This is a genomic window from Bradyrhizobium sp. SHOUNA76 (genome assembly GCF_023006445.1).
In the GTDB taxonomy this organism is placed as follows: Bacteria; Pseudomonadota; Alphaproteobacteria; order Rhizobiales; family Xanthobacteraceae; genus Bradyrhizobium.
In genome coordinates this window covers 18,843-32,026 of sequence record NZ_JALBHA010000032.1, presented here as the reverse complement: position 1 = coordinate 32,026, position 13,184 = coordinate 18,843, and the positions used below count along the sequence as shown (strand labels likewise).

At 62.3% G+C, this 13,184-nt stretch carries 15 protein-coding genes and 1 tRNA gene; 12 read left to right on the top strand and 4 right to left on the bottom strand.

Going from position 1 to position 13,184, the window contains the following annotated elements:
• A partial coding sequence (locus MOV74_RS07210; RefSeq protein WP_246919493.1) for a PAS domain S-box protein occupies positions 1-2,156 on the top strand: 2,156 nt, incomplete at its 5' end.
• Here the strand turns inward: MOV74_RS07210 and MOV74_RS07205 are convergent.
• On the bottom strand, positions 2,157-2,510 hold the full coding sequence (locus MOV74_RS07205) for a GrlR family regulatory protein (RefSeq protein ID WP_026202721.1): 354 nt from the start codon (positions 2,508-2,510) through the stop codon (positions 2,157-2,159). It lies immediately after the preceding gene.
• A gap of 257 nt (positions 2,511-2,767) precedes the next feature.
• Between MOV74_RS07205 and MOV74_RS07200 the strand changes: the two genes are divergently transcribed.
• On the top strand, positions 2,768-3,280 hold the full coding sequence (locus MOV74_RS07200) for a hypothetical protein (RefSeq protein WP_246919490.1): 513 nt from the start codon (positions 2,768-2,770) through the stop codon (positions 3,278-3,280).
• A gap of 41 nt (positions 3,281-3,321) precedes the next feature.
• Here MOV74_RS07200 and MOV74_RS07195 read toward each other — a convergent pair whose 3' ends face one another.
• Entirely contained in the window at positions 3,322-3,708 is a 387-nt protein-coding gene (locus MOV74_RS07195; RefSeq protein WP_246919487.1) for a VOC family protein, read from the bottom strand.
• A gap of 182 nt (positions 3,709-3,890) precedes the next feature.
• Between MOV74_RS07195 and MOV74_RS07190 the strand changes: the two genes are divergently transcribed.
• The 4 genes from MOV74_RS07190 to MOV74_RS07175 all read left to right on the top strand — a co-directional run bounded on the left by MOV74_RS07190 (position 3,891) and on the right by MOV74_RS07175 (position 6,876).
• Entirely contained in the window at positions 3,891-4,463 is a 573-nt protein-coding gene (locus tag MOV74_RS07190) for a hypothetical protein (RefSeq protein ID WP_246919483.1), read from the top strand.
• Between the two features lie 161 nt (positions 4,464-4,624).
• Complete coding sequence (locus MOV74_RS07185; RefSeq protein WP_246919480.1) at positions 4,625-5,152, top strand: hypothetical protein; 528 nt, start codon at positions 4,625-4,627, stop codon at positions 5,150-5,152.
• Positions 5,153-5,332: 180 nt separating this feature from the next.
• Positions 5,333-5,406: transfer RNA gene (locus tag MOV74_RS07180), tRNA-Arg, on the top strand.
• 225 nt (positions 5,407-5,631) lie between these two features.
• Positions 5,632-6,876 carry a site-specific integrase gene (locus tag MOV74_RS07175; protein ID WP_246919477.1) on the top strand — a complete coding sequence of 415 codons (1,245 nt, stop codon included), beginning with the start codon at positions 5,632-5,634 and terminating at the stop codon, positions 6,874-6,876.
• Between the two features lie 30 nt (positions 6,877-6,906).
• Here the strand turns inward: MOV74_RS07175 and MOV74_RS07170 are convergent, their stop codons facing one another.
• Positions 6,907-7,122: a helix-turn-helix domain-containing protein gene (locus tag MOV74_RS07170; RefSeq protein WP_246919474.1), complete on the bottom strand. Its 216-nt coding sequence runs from the start codon at positions 7,120-7,122 to the stop codon at positions 6,907-6,909.
• Between the two features lie 176 nt (positions 7,123-7,298).
• Between MOV74_RS07170 and MOV74_RS07165 the strand changes: the two genes are divergently transcribed.
• From MOV74_RS07165 to MOV74_RS07140, 6 genes are all read left to right on the top strand, one after another.
• Positions 7,299-7,943: a hypothetical protein gene (locus MOV74_RS07165; RefSeq protein WP_246919471.1), complete on the top strand. Its 645-nt coding sequence runs from the start codon at positions 7,299-7,301 to the stop codon at positions 7,941-7,943.
• 173 nt (positions 7,944-8,116) lie between these two features.
• The gene (locus MOV74_RS07160; RefSeq protein ID WP_246919470.1) at positions 8,117-8,569 is read left to right on the top strand and encodes a hypothetical protein; all 453 of its coding nucleotides are present in this window, start codon (positions 8,117-8,119) and stop codon (positions 8,567-8,569) included.
• On the top strand, positions 8,566-10,668 hold the full coding sequence (locus MOV74_RS07155; protein WP_246919467.1) for an AAA family ATPase: 2,103 nt from the start codon (positions 8,566-8,568) through the stop codon (positions 10,666-10,668). The genes MOV74_RS07160 and MOV74_RS07155 overlap by 4 nt, the downstream gene beginning before the upstream one ends.
• A gap of 294 nt (positions 10,669-10,962) precedes the next feature.
• Positions 10,963-11,205 (top strand): hypothetical protein, encoded by a 243-nt coding sequence (locus tag MOV74_RS07150; RefSeq protein ID WP_246919464.1) that lies wholly within the window; start codon positions 10,963-10,965, stop codon positions 11,203-11,205.
• Between the two features lie 55 nt (positions 11,206-11,260).
• On the top strand, positions 11,261-11,530 hold the full coding sequence (locus MOV74_RS07145) for a hypothetical protein (protein ID WP_246919460.1): 270 nt from the start codon (positions 11,261-11,263) through the stop codon (positions 11,528-11,530).
• Positions 11,527-11,862 (top strand): hypothetical protein, encoded by a 336-nt coding sequence (locus MOV74_RS07140; RefSeq protein ID WP_246919457.1) that lies wholly within the window; start codon positions 11,527-11,529, stop codon positions 11,860-11,862. The genes MOV74_RS07145 and MOV74_RS07140 overlap by 4 nt, the downstream gene beginning before the upstream one ends.
• Before the next feature lie 5 nt (positions 11,863-11,867).
• Here MOV74_RS07140 and MOV74_RS07135 read toward each other — a convergent pair whose 3' ends face one another.
• Positions 11,868-12,569, bottom strand: coding sequence for a hypothetical protein (locus MOV74_RS07135; protein WP_246919455.1), 702 nt, complete (start codon positions 12,567-12,569; stop codon positions 11,868-11,870).
• Positions 12,570-13,184: the final 615 nt, after the last annotated feature.

Genomic DNA, 13,184 nt, shown 5'->3' with positions numbered 1-13,184 from the left:
CGCAGAGCCGCATCGCCCTCGGGCTGCTCGCGCGCAACCCGTCCGCGGCGGAGCAGGCCGCGCAGAACATGCGGGCGTTCAACATTGGCGATGCCAGGCTGAGGTCGGCGGTGAACGATTATGCCGAGGCCATCATGGCCGTGGCCGTCCGCGAGCGGCAGATCGCCGACATCGACCGCGAGGTGCTGGGAACCGAGGGACGGCTGATCGGCCGCGTCACCGAATTGCTGCGCGAAGTCAGCGACCGGCGCGGCCACGTGCTGTCGCGCGACTTTGCCCGTACGCTGACGGAAGCGCGATGGCAGAGCATCGTGCTCGGCACCATCGGCGTTCTGATCGGCATTCTCGCGGCCGGCTTCGTGGTGCGCAGGACGGTCCGTCCGCTCGCCCAGATCGCACGCTCCATTCGCGCGCTTGCCGCGGGCCAGAAAGACACCTCCATCCCGTCCGCCGACCTCGACAACGAGATCGGCGACATCGCGCGTGCGGCCGAAGTGTTCCGCCGTGCGCTGGAGGAGGCCGATACGGCGCGCGAGGCGGCGGTGCGCGCACTCACCGAGCAGCGCCTCGCCGAGGAGAGCTACCGGAAACTGTTCGAGGGCTCGGTCGACGGCATCTATGTGACGACGCCGGCCGGCGATCTGCTCAACGCCAATCCGGCGCTGGCGCGAATGATGGGCTACGACAGCCCGCAGCAGCTGATCGACAGCATCAACGACATCGCCCACACCATCTACGTGCATCCCGAGGCGCGCGTCGAATACCAGCGGCTGATGACGCGCGACGGCATGGTGCGCGAGTTCGAGTATCAGGTGCGCCAGCGCAGCGGCGACATCCTTTGGCTCTCCGACAGCGCCACCGGCGTGCGCGACGAAGCGGGCAACATCGTCCGCTACGAGGGCACGCTGCGCGACATCACCGACCAGAAGCGCGCGGAAGATGCCATTGCCGAAGGCCGGCGCCTGCTCCAGCAGGTCATCGACACCGTGCCCGCGGTGATCAACGTCAAGGACCGCGACCTGCGCTACGTGCTGATGAACCGCTACATGGCCGGCATCTTCGGCATCGAGCCGGGCGACGCGCTCGGCCGCACCACGGCCGACCTGATGTCGCGCTATGGCGCGGCCAAGTCCGACGAGAGCGACAAGAGGGTGCTCAAGCTCCGCAAAGGCCTTGGCTTCTACGAGGAGGAGTACAAGGACGCCTCCGGCAACATGCGGCAATGGCTGGTCAACAAGCTGCCGCTGCTCGATGCCGAGGGCGAGATCGAGCGGATCGTCACCGTCGCGCTCGACATCGGCGAGCGCAAGCGCGGCGAGCAGGAGATGCGCAAGGCCAAGGAATCCGCCGAGACCGCGCTGCGCAATCTGCGCGAGACGCAGGCCTCGCTGATCGAGGCCGAGAAGCTCGCGGCGCTCGGACGCCTCGTCGCCGGCGTCGCGCACGAGGTCAACAATCCCGTCGGCATCAGCCTCACGGTCGCTTCCGCCTTGGAGCGCAAGACCGCGATGTTCACTGCCGAGGTCGAGCGCGGCGAGCTGCGCCGCTCCACGCTCAACGACTTCCTCAACACCAGCCGCGACGCATCCTCGCAGCTCGTCTCCAATCTCAACCGCGCTGCCGAGCTGATCCAGTCGTTCAAGCAAGTTGCCGCCGACCGCAATTATTCGGACCAGCGCAACTTCGATCTCGGCGACCTCACGGAGCAGGTGGTGATGAGCCTGCGGCCGGGCCTGCGCAAGCACAATCTGACGCTCAATGTCGAGTGTCAGCCGGATCTGACCATGAACAGCTATCCGGGCCCGTACGGCCAGGTGCTGACCAATCTGTTTCTCAATTCGGTGGCGCACGCCTTCCCCGACGGCCGGCCCGGGACCATCGACATTCAGGTGCGGGAGTCCGGCAAGGACAATGTCGAGATCATCTTCTCCGACAATGGCTGCGGCATGTCGCTCGACGTCCGCCGCCGTGCCTTCGATCCGTTCTTCACGACGCGGCGCGACCAGGGCGGCACCGGCCTCGGATTGCACATCGTCTACAGCATTGTCACCAACCGGCTCGGCGGGCGGCTCGATCTCGATTCCGAGCCGGGCAGCGGCACCCGCATCCAGATCATCCTGCCACGCACGGCGCCGCTCGAGCAGGCCGCGGAATAGCTAATCAGCCTCGGCGAGCTTGTGCAGCGTTGCGCCGAAAATCAGGCTGGCCTTGCCGACCAGCGCGGTGCCCGTCATTTCCGCGCGGGTATCCGTGTAGGTCCCGCTGACACCGATACCGACCGGGGCAGGGCCGCCGAACAGCGGATTGTCGTCGCCTCGCGGCGAAGTGTGCCGTTGCACCAGCACCTCGCCTTTGAAGGTGGTGTCATCCTTCACCACGTAGCTGCCGGTGTAATACAGATAGGCATCGCCGCCAAGAATCTTGCCGTCGCGAAAAAGAATGACGCCGCTGCCCTTGCCGGCTCGACCATCGAGCAGGGTCACATGAATCGAATAGAGACCGTTCTTCATAACGTCCCGCAGGCCGGCCGCCATCGCCCAATGGCGTAACCAATCCTGCTTTTATGCCAAAGCGCATCCGCTCGCGCAACGCGGCAGTTTGCCTGCCGGCCGCCAGAGTTGCCGACTTGAGCCGTAGTTGTCCCGGCTTGTGCGTGACGCCCTCATGACGGTCTGATGATGGGGTGAGGCCGGTCGTTGCGAATCAGAGTTGGCCCGCGAAATGCATAAAATTTGCTGCACTGGCCGCGGGGTGCTGGAGCAAGACGATGAGCAACTGGATCGATTCCGGCGGCGATGAGCCGCGTCTGTACAGTGCGCGTCCCACGAATTGCAAAAGCGAACGACGGCGCTCCGGCAGCGTAACACGCCGGCGAAGAGTGACAGGGCTGGCTTCCGTGAGGCTGGCTTGCGTTTTGGCTCTGATTGCGCTTGCAGCTCCGTTCGGGCATGCGCGCGACCGCGGCCAGTTCGTCAATACCAATGCGGATTTGAAGGCCTGGTTCGACAGCCTGCGCAGCGGCAAGGGGCCATGCTGCTCCGACGCCGACGGTTCGGCGCTCTCGGATACCGACTGGGACAGCAAGGACGGGCACTATCGTGTCCGCCTCCCGCGCTATGCTTCCGGGCTCGAAGGGCGGCCGGAGGAGCTTGTCTGGGTCGAGGTCCCTGAGGAGGCTGTGATCTCCGAGCCGAACCGGGTCGGGCGCACCATGGTGTGGCCGATCTACGGCTATATGGGCGTCACCATCCGCTGCTTCATGCCCGGCAGCATGACTTAGCCGCATTGGACGGAATGTCGTCCGGTGCGGCACGCGTCGCGTCAGGTGTATTTTTTGTCGCGCTCCAGCAGCTCGATCGAGATGCCTTCGGGGCCGCGGATGAAGCAGATGCGCACGCCGGGCCGGATCGTGGTCGGCTCACGCGTGAAGGTGACGCCCTTGGCCTTGATCTCGGCCGCGACGGCATCGATGTCCTTCACCGTCAGGCCAAAATGATCGAGGCCCTGATGCGGGTGCGGAGGCGGCGGGTTGACCACGCTATCGCCCTCGAGCGGTGCGATGAAGATCCTGGCGCCGCCAAGGTTCACGTCGATCCGTCCCGGCGCATGCACGATCTCACCACCGAGGATGTCCCTCAGCCAAGCTGCCGTGGCCTCCGGATCGGGGCTGCGCAGATGGACGTGATCCCAAGTGACGACGACTGGCATTCCAATTCTCCCAACGCGATCGTTCGATGTTGCGGCGCATGTTAACGGTCCCGGTCGGTGATCGCCACCGTCCTTGCCGATTCGTAGGGAACCTTAGTTCGTCTTCTGGATTGACGTAAGCTGCGGCCGAGTCGGTGTCGCGAGTCCGTCGTTGGACGTCAGCCGCCATCGGTGATGCAACCATGAACGCCAGGCTCGACCGGATCGGATTGGGGCGCTTCGCCGGAACCGGCGAGCGACTGGCGCGTGCTGTGACGTTGGCGAGCGTCTCATTTGGCGGGAGCCTGCTGTGGCTGATGGCCGCCATCATTGTCGGCTGTGGTGTCTGGATGCTGCTGCCCCTCTCCAAAGGCAATAGTGCTGAGCCCCTGAAGTCGGAGCTGGCGACGGTCGAACCTTCGCCTTCGGGCGATCCGGCAGCATCGGCCTCGTTGGCTTCCGAAGCTCAGGTCCCGGCTATGGCGGACCTCGATCGTCTCAGGATTTCATCGCAGACCTGGCGCCGGGGCGGCCTTGGCTCGAAAGCCCTGGTGACGTTCACGCTGCGAAACGACAATGACTATGCCGTAAAGAATGTCGAGATCGTCTGCGCCTTCGCGCGGCGCGACGGCAGTCATCTTACCGATCGCAGCCGCGTGCTGGCAGATCCGGTCAGCATGAAGAGCCGCAAGACCTTTGCGCGAATCTCCGTGGGCTTTGTCAACGTCAATGCCGATCAGGCGAAATGCTCGTTGGTCGCGGCACGTCGCGCGTAAGCACGGCATGTTCCGGTAGCGGAAAAGTTACCCTCCCTGGTGCTTGGCAAAAAAACCTGGCGTCGCCATTTGAACCGAACGGCTGGGTCAGGAACCAATTAAATGATCGCCTGTTGAAGGCGAAGAGCCCACGCGGGGATGCGGGGGGCGGAGCTCGGCCAATGCCCATCTTTCGGTATTTCGTCTTTGTCGGTGGAGCCTTGCTCGCACTGCTGTTTGCAGCCAACTATGTTCTGCCATCGCAACCGGTTGCGCAGGCTGTCGCCACCGTAAGCAATGATCAGCCGTTGATCAGGATCCGCTCCGACCGCCATCTGCCGGAGCGTGTCGTGCTGGATACGACCCAGCCCACGATTGCCGCGCCCGCGGTGCAGACCGCGGCTGTCGTGCCTCCCCAACCGCCGGTGCAGGAAGGTCTGTCGCCGGCCTTGGCCGAGCTGTCGGCCAAGGCGCGGGTGCGCGAGACATTCGCCCAGTTCACGCCGCCGAAGGCCGATACCGCTGCGGCCAGGAAACCCGAGGCCAAGCCACAGGGCTCCCAGGCCCTGGGTTCTCAGGCCCAAGCTGCTCCGGTCCAGGCTCAGCCCAGGCGCAGGGTCGCCCGGGCGCATCCGGCACCGCCTCAGGGCCGGCCGATGATGCTGGTCGCCCAGCAGCCGCATTTCGGCCTCTTCAACACGACCTGGTGAGAGCAGCCTCGATCCGTCCCGAGGGAGGCGAGGAGGGCTTTCTCGAGGGAGGCGAAGAGGGCTTTTTATTGGTCAGCCTCTCTGCTAATTCGAACCCATCCGAACGCCGCCCGGTGTTGCTGGCTCGTCAGCAGCCGGTCGGGCAAGTCTCGGTTTGCGGCCCGGTAGCCCCGGGCCAGGGCGCTCGTAGCTCAGCTGGATAGAGCATCGGATTTCGATTCCGAGGGTCGGAGGTTCGAATCCTTCCGAGCGCGCCCAACGCCGACATCGCCGGCCTTCGCCCGCCATCGCTCATCATCACTTGCCCGCCTATAAACAACTGTTCTTGCAGATTTATTTCCTTCGCTGGCCGTCGCCTGCCACCGCTGGCCATCGCCCATCTGTTTTCGACAGACCGCCCCTTTAACTCCCCCTCGATTTGAGTTAGAAGCTCCCTATAGCCGCAGCACATTTTCGACGAAGGCGGAGTTAGAAGCGCCATGCGCGATCGAACCGACGGCAAGCCAAAGGTGAACGCCAAGAACTACCTGGCTATGCCGGCCGGGGAGTACCCCTGCGGCGATAACCTCTATCTGATCGTCGCACCCTCCGGCGGGCGGCGCTGGCTGTTCAAGTACCAGCGCAAAGGCGTCAAAGAGAGCATGGGTTTCGGCTCGGCCAAGGAGGTCACCTGGGGCGACGCCAAGAAGCGGGCGCGGGACGCCCGCCGCATCCTCGGCAATGGCGGCAACCCCAAGGAAGAGCGCGACGAAGCCCGCCGGGCGGAGGGCTGCCCGTTGTTCCTGCCCTACGCCACAGCCTGGCGGGAGACGTATGAGATCAGTCTCAAGCACCAAGCCTCCCGCGCCAAGCTCAAGAACATCGTTGAGAACCACGCCAAGCCGCTGCACCGGCTGCGGATCGATGAGATCACCACCGAGCAGATTATCCAGTTGGTGCTGAAGCCGATCTACCGGCAGGTCGAGACCGCCCGCGACACCCGGCAGCGCCTGAAGCTGATCTTCGATGCGGCGATCGCCGACGGCTGGCGCAAGGACAACCCGGCGGACTATGCCACCAAGCTGCGCCCCAAGCTCGGCAAGGCCCCGAAGCGCGGGCGAGCGCGTGGCCACCATCAGGCGATGTCGTATGCTGAGCTGCCTGCGTTCATGCAGAAGCTCGCCGCCATTCCGGACCTGAGCGCCCGCGCCTTGGAGGTCACCGCGCTGACGGCCGCGCGCACCGCCGAGATCATGCACATGCAGTGGCCGCATCTCGATCTCGACCACGGGCTGTGGGACTTGTCGGCCATCAGCGGTCAGGACACCGAGGGCGGCGAGGGCACCAAGAATAGTTATGACAAGAAGACGCCGCTGCCGCGCCAGGTGGTGGCGATCCTGCGCGAGCTGTATGACAGCCGGGTCAGCAACTATGTGTTTCCGGGCCGCGATCTCAACGGCCCGATGTCCAACATGACCATGCTGAAAAAGCTCAAAGAGGTCTCGGCCGATCCGACGCTGACCGTGCATGGGTTCCGTGGCACGTTCCGGACCTGGGCGCAGGACGAGACCGATTTCGAGGAGGAGATCATCGAGCATTGCATGCACCACATCACCGGCGACAACGCCGAGAAAGCGTACAAGCACGGTCATGCAGTGAAGAAGCGGCGCCTGGTGTTGCAAGCGTGGGCCGACTTCGCCACGAGCCCAGCGGCCGAAGGTGCTCCAATGGGTCGTGTCGCTTGATAAGCAGGGCTGCCTTCGGGCCGCCCTGCTTTATTCGCCGACGACCGGCGGGAGGTTGTTCAGGAAGGCGTCCAATTCCGTCTTGGTGATGATGGTGCGGGTTCCGTACTTGCGGGCAACCAACTGCCCGTCGCGGATGGCCTTGTAGATCGACGTTGATCCAAGTGACGACGCTTTCGCCGCCTCCTCAATGGTGAAGGCGAGCCTATCTGATGCGGCTGTTGCGATCTGCTTTGGTGTTTTCATGATTGTCGTGCGACCCGGATAACAATTTTGGCGCGGCGCGATCCTCGGCACGTCCGCGAACGATCGGTTTGGTCTTGTCCTGCGCCGTAAATTGACGCAGCATCGCTGCCCCGTGAAGGAAAACCGGTGGTGATTTTTCGTGCCGCCAAATAATGTTTCAATGTGTTCCAGCCCGCATGAGCACGCGTAAGTCATCTCCCGGCGATGTAGAGAGCCGCGAGCAGAAACTTGAGCGGCTGTTGGTGGCCATGGAGGCGACCGACCCCTTTAGTCGATATGGACTGGAACCGGCTCTTAAGCAGATTGAAGCGCGCTGGGCTGCGGCTCAGGGCAAAAAACCGGGTCGCAAGCTGGTGCGCCAATATCGCGCGGCAGTCGCCAAGGTGCTCGCGTATTCCAACAAGATCGGACCTGATTTCTTTGACAACGACATTGAAAAGGCAGGCTGGTCCCGGCTTAACCCCGATGCAGATGACCGCAAACTGCGCGACATCATGGAGATGCACGAACACGAACACGAATCGACCGATGTCGATGCCGTGCTCACGGAGCGCGGATTGGATGTCGATCACTGGCTCAAGACCACCGGCGAAGACTACCGGAAGCGGGACGTGCGGACAGAGATTGTGGAACCGTTCCTTGAGCTGATGGTTGGGCGCGAGACTGAAGCCAGCCGCAAGGAGATATTTGACGCGCTGTTTGACTGGATCGGAGTCAAGAAGTTTCGACCCTCCAGCGCCTCGATCAATGCGATTGCGCGAGAGCTGGATGCCCGCTTCAGCGCCTCCGAGCCAGACGCTACGCAGCAGACGGAAAACTGACCGCCGCTTTCCCTGTGCTTTCGCGACACTCGGCCTCAGAATGAAAAAACCCCGCTCGCGTAATGCGGCGGGGTTCATTCAAAACTGGGGTCGCATCCCAGTCTTGGCTTGTCGAAGTGCACAACGATAATGCCATGGCTGGCGCGATCCCGCAAGTGCGGAGGTCTCCACCCATGAATTTCACCATCGTCCCGCGCGGGCGCAAACCCAAGCCGCCGCTCCGAACTGTCGACTTCCTCAAAGAGCTGATCGCCAACGCTGCCGGTCGGAGTGCGGATCGTGAGCTGCGCCACCGGTTTCCGCGCTTCGGTGCCAACGGCCTCTACCCCGGTCGCCAAGGTGAGCCGAGCCCGATCCAGCCGGATCAGGTTTTGACTGCGGTGGCGTTCCTGCGGATGTTCACGCCGACCAAGCGCGCTTACTACTCATCGTACTATTTGAAGCACGCTGCGGAGAACTGGGGCGCTCGGGTCGGCTTGTGCGCCTACGTGAGCAACGGCGCGTTGATTCTTGCGGCGCTCATGCTCGGTCTCGTCATCAAGCCGTATCGCGGCTGGCTGAACCCGAACGCCGCGATCGGCATCTCCAAGCGCGACTTCCGCCGCATCACGGGGGCGTGCCAATGAACGCGCATGCCTCAGATCTACAGCCGAACCTCAACGACATCAACGCCCATCTGTTCGCGCTTTACCGCCCGGCGTGGACCAATTCATATCCCGACGCCTACATCCAGATCGCTTACGGTCACCCGCACAGCGGCGGCGATGTGAACCAAGCACAGATTTACCCGGTCCATGAACTGAAGGACATCGCGGCGTTCGTCGCGAAGCGAAACGCCCTCGGGTACAATGTCTACACCAGTCCGGTGCTGCTGCATTTCCCCAATCGGACGATGCCGCCCGACCGGCGGGTGAAGGAAGACAAGTATCTGGCGTCGGCTTTCGCGTGGGTGGAGTTCGACGGCGCGGGCGATGCCGACCGCGTCAATACAACCCTGATGGAAAAGGGGATCATACCCGCGCTGATCGTGACCACGGGCACGGTGCCGCACGTGCGCATGCACGTCTACTTCAAGGTCGCCGACATCCGCGACGCCGGGCATCAGAAGCAGGTCAACAAGGCGCTGCAGAACCTGCTCGGCACCGATAACGTCAGCGACGCGTGCCGGCCGATGCGAATCGCGGGCAGCGTCAACTATCCGACGAAGCAGAAGGCGGACGAGCGCGGTTACGTCGCCGAGGTAACAACGTTTCGCCAGGTCTCCGACGGCCCGACCTATCGCGCCGAGCAATTGATCGCGCTTGCGTCGATCGAGGAGAGCGACCAGCTCGCCGCGTTCGCCGCGTTCGGCGAGCAGTTCGGACGGAAGACCGGCAAGAGTGACGACGAATTGACTGCGCTGCTCAAGCAGAGCCGCGCCACCCCCGGCAAGGGTTGGCGCGACCCGATGTTGAGGTTCATTGGCAGCACGGTCGGAAAAGGCTGGTCCGACCTCCAGATCAAGCTGGCATGTGCGCCATACAGTGACGGCGGCATCGATGATCGCGACATTCGGGAGTTGATCGACTACACGCGCAAGAAGTTCGGTAAACCGGACACGGAGGATGCGGCGACCGAGCAGCCGCAGGCGCCTGAATCCAAGGCCAAGGCATCGAGCGCGCTGGCGCTGGTCTATTACGATGATCTGAGCGATCCACCGCCGAAGTGCTGGATCATCAAGTCCGTCCTGGCGCGCGGCGAGACCTCGAACTGGTTTGGCCCGCCCGGCGTCGGCAAGTCGGTGCTGATGACCGATCTGGCGTTCCATGCCGCTAGTGGTTGCGATTGGCGCGGCAATCGCTCCAAGGAGCGTTGCGGCGTCGTCTACATCGCGTTGGAACGCGGCGCGTTGGTGAAGCGCCGCCTGTCGGCCTACATGCGGAAGTACGGAGTGACCGACTTGCCGATCGCCATCGCCTCCAACGTCGTCGATCTGAAGAACAAAAGCTGCGTCAAGGTGATCCTCGATACCGTCCGGGAAGCCGAAGCGCGCTTCCGCTGCAAGGTTGGCTTGATCGTCATCGACACGATCAGCAAGGGCATCGCTGCCGGTGGCGGCGATGAGGACAAAGCCAAGGACGTGAACATCGTCCTCGCCAACCTGCGCCGGGTCGAAGAACTGACACCCGTTCACATCGCCTGCGTCGGTCACACCGGCAAGGACGAGGGCCGAGGGCATCGCGGATCGAACGCGAACCTCGGTGACGTTGACTTGATGGTCCAGATCAGCGGTGACGGTGGAGTCAAGACCGCCACCGTCATCAAGATCAATGACGGCATGGAAGGCCCGCTCACGCACTACAAGCTCGAAAGCGCGCTGCTCGGCACCGATGAGGATGGCGACCCGATCACGACCGCCATCATCTCGGATGATGCGTCGGTGGCCGAGCGGGAAGCCAAGACCAAGGTGGGTCTCAGCGACGCCCAGAGGCGTGCGTTGGAGTTACTGACCCGGTGCATCAACGACCACGGACGGCCGCCGCCCCCGTCGCGAGAATTCCCGCAGAACGTCCGAGTGGTGTTGCTGAACGAGTGGCAGGCCATGTGCGAGCGCGGCAGCCTGTCGGCCGCCGAGAAGAAGGCCGACCGCGATAAGGCTTTCAGGCGGGCGTGGGAAGGTCTGCAGACCAAGTTGCGAATTGCCTGTCTTGACGGCTGGGTCTGGCTGGTGCGCGACGATGACTGAGCGAGCGCGGACAACGGACAAACAAGGACAATGTCCGGTCTTGTCCATTTGTCCTTTTGGCGGACAGACACGGACACACCCCTATAGGGGTGTCCGTTTGTCCGCAGGGACCGGAGGGGGAGGGTCGTTAGAAAAGATTGTTGGGTGTCGCCGCGCCGCTTCGCCCAAGGGGGGTTGTCGGAATCCAAGGCGCCGGGGGGTCTGGACCGCACCGGCTCGTCCGCATGCAATGGGACCAAATTCCTGGAAGGGGGGTTGGCCCGCTGTAAGGGCATTTAGTCCGGGAGGTTCACCGTGAAAACGAAGGCGAAGGCGCACCTTGCACGGACGGCCGCCGCCCAACGCATGCGGGAACACCGCGCGCGCCAGGCGATCGGCGCTGTGCGGATTGCGCTCGATCTCGACGGGGACGACCTAGATTGGCTTCGCAGCCAGGGCGTGCTGCAGGAATGGAACGAGGCTGATCGGAAAGAACTCTCGAAAGCGCTGAAACTGGCGCTGCGGAAACTCGCAGGGTTACGGCGTAACGAGGGTTGAGATCGCGATCTGCTATTGAGAAGGTCGAGATCAAACCATGTTGAGGGCAGGACAAATGGTCGTCCGGTTGACTGCGAGCGAGCTGGAATATGGGCGACGGTTCGCCGCAAAAAAAGCAGCGGGCCTGGTGGTTCGGCTTTCGCCCGAAATCGACGACCTCATTCCTATTGCTCGGCTGGAAAAGCGCATCCGCGAGCTGCTTTGGCATCGCGACCAGCCCGATAGCATTTCGGCTGCGCGCATACTGGTTCGAGAACAGTCGCGCCTGCAGCTTGCCTACGAAGCGCGGCATGGCAAGCCGGCAGACACGAAGGACCTGCGATGAACGGTCCAACTCCCGAAGAACGTCGCGCAGTGGAAGCCAGGGTGTCGCCCCAGCGGCGAGCCGAGATCGAAGGTCTCGTCAAATCGCTGGCACCAGTGATCGGCGATTTCGTGCTGGCAGCAATCACGCCGCTGAAAGACCGGATCAAGGCACTCGAGTCGCGCCCGACGCTGCGCTACCTGGGCATTTGGGATGCATCGAGGACGTATCCGCCTGGGTCCTTCGTCACGCATGCGGGTTCAGTCTGGAATACCGACGTGGAGAACACCGGCGTTCGGCCGGGTGAAGGCGGAAATATTTGGAAACTGGCTGTGAAGCGTGGAGCAAAATGAAAATTTTAGACGATGCCAACACCGAGTTGTGCCGCCATCGCGATCTTGCGCTCACCGCCTATGCGCGGCGTCTGCTTGCTCGCGGTGAAGACATTGACGGGGAAGAGTTTCGTGCGAACTTGTCGAAATATGCCGGTGAGCTGGAGGAGTGGCGCAGCAAAGCTATGGAGGGCTTGCGGCAATTTGTCGAGGCGATGCTGGAGCGGCCGTCCGCGACGTTGCACTGACACCATGTGGAGGCGTTCTCCGAAGGTCGCGGCGATGCGCCGGATGTACGGCAAGCGCTTGCTCCTGTGATGCCCGATGTGGGCGAGGATCGCAGCTCCGTTGGTGACGTGTTTGCAAATGTCTATAGCCAGTGCATCGAGCTGATGGCCGGCAGGGCTGCCGAAGCAATGCTGTTGAGCGACCGCGTTCCTGAGCCGCCAATCGATGATCTCAGGTAGACGCGCGAGCTGGCCCTGCTGTTCTGCAAAAGCGAGATAGCAATCGAGACCTTCATCGCGCACTGTGATGCCGCCGCGCACGATCAGCTGATGCCATATGGTGATGTCGTGATGGTGCTGTCCATCGTATTGCGGATCAGGCGCACGCTGGACGGCGCCGAGATCGACAAGATCATTTCGGATGTGGAGGCGGGCAAGGCGTTGGCGATCGAGCGCGCGCGGCGTAAGCAGTGGCAGCGCGCCGTTGAGCGCGCCGCTCAATTCAAATGGTAAAACTGCTGAGATAAAACAAACGTTGCGATCTCGATGCGTCCGCTACGTCTAATAGTTGTTTAGCGCTAACAAAGTTCAGTTTGCTGTTAGCAACTAACCGAATTGGGCTGACAGTCAGCCAATAACGACAAGCGGTTTCTCTAAAAAAGAATATATGAACCAGCGTCATGACCATCTGCGTCCGCTACCACCAACTTTGATTGACGACTAACCGCCTAACAGTTGGTTAGCAACTAACGTTGGTTAGCAACTAACCGAGTTGAGCTGACAGTTAGTGAATAACAACGCAGTCCTCTCTCTCTAGAAAAAATTTTTGTGGCCGAGATCAATCGGTTGCATCAACAAATGCGACCGCAGCATGTCGTCAGCCCGTTGTTCGCCTCATCGAGTACTAGACGATTGCGTTGCTGAAGCTATTATTGACTCAGGTTGATCGAGCAGGTTCTCGCACCATCCAGCGCCAAGAGAGACCAGAGCCAACAACGACGCGGCCTGCATGCGGACAAGCGTCCATAACGGCTAGTGTCTAAAGGCCAGCGTAAAGCGAGCATCAACCGAATGCGCGCCCCGCAATCTTTGTGGGGCGCGCATTGCAAAAATATC

What these genes read in the sequence shown, in the direction of transcription:
- MOV74_RS07205 (WP_026202721.1), bottom strand. Translation starts at nt 2,510, where the DNA reads ATGAAGAACGGTCTCTATTCGATTCATGTGACCCTGCTCGATGGTCGA.
- MOV74_RS07200 (WP_246919490.1), top strand. Translation starts at nt 2,768, where the DNA reads ATGAGCAACTGGATCGATTCCGGCGGCGATGAGCCGCGTCTGTACAGT.
- MOV74_RS07195 (WP_246919487.1), bottom strand. Translation starts at nt 3,708, where the DNA reads ATGCCAGTCGTCGTCACTTGGGATCACGTCCATCTGCGCAGCCCCGAT.
- MOV74_RS07190 (WP_246919483.1), top strand. Translation starts at nt 3,891, where the DNA reads ATGAACGCCAGGCTCGACCGGATCGGATTGGGGCGCTTCGCCGGAACC.
- MOV74_RS07185 (WP_246919480.1), top strand. Translation starts at nt 4,625, where the DNA reads ATGCCCATCTTTCGGTATTTCGTCTTTGTCGGTGGAGCCTTGCTCGCA.
- MOV74_RS07175 (WP_246919477.1), top strand. Translation starts at nt 5,632, where the DNA reads ATGCGCGATCGAACCGACGGCAAGCCAAAGGTGAACGCCAAGAACTAC.
- MOV74_RS07170 (WP_246919474.1), bottom strand. Translation starts at nt 7,122, where the DNA reads ATGAAAACACCAAAGCAGATCGCAACAGCCGCATCAGATAGGCTCGCC.
- MOV74_RS07165 (WP_246919471.1), top strand. Translation starts at nt 7,299, where the DNA reads ATGAGCACGCGTAAGTCATCTCCCGGCGATGTAGAGAGCCGCGAGCAG.
- MOV74_RS07160 (WP_246919470.1), top strand. Translation starts at nt 8,117, where the DNA reads ATGAATTTCACCATCGTCCCGCGCGGGCGCAAACCCAAGCCGCCGCTC.
- MOV74_RS07155 (WP_246919467.1), top strand. Translation starts at nt 8,566, where the DNA reads ATGAACGCGCATGCCTCAGATCTACAGCCGAACCTCAACGACATCAAC.
- MOV74_RS07145 (WP_246919460.1), top strand. Translation starts at nt 11,261, where the DNA reads ATGGTCGTCCGGTTGACTGCGAGCGAGCTGGAATATGGGCGACGGTTC.
- MOV74_RS07140 (WP_246919457.1), top strand. Translation starts at nt 11,527, where the DNA reads ATGAACGGTCCAACTCCCGAAGAACGTCGCGCAGTGGAAGCCAGGGTG.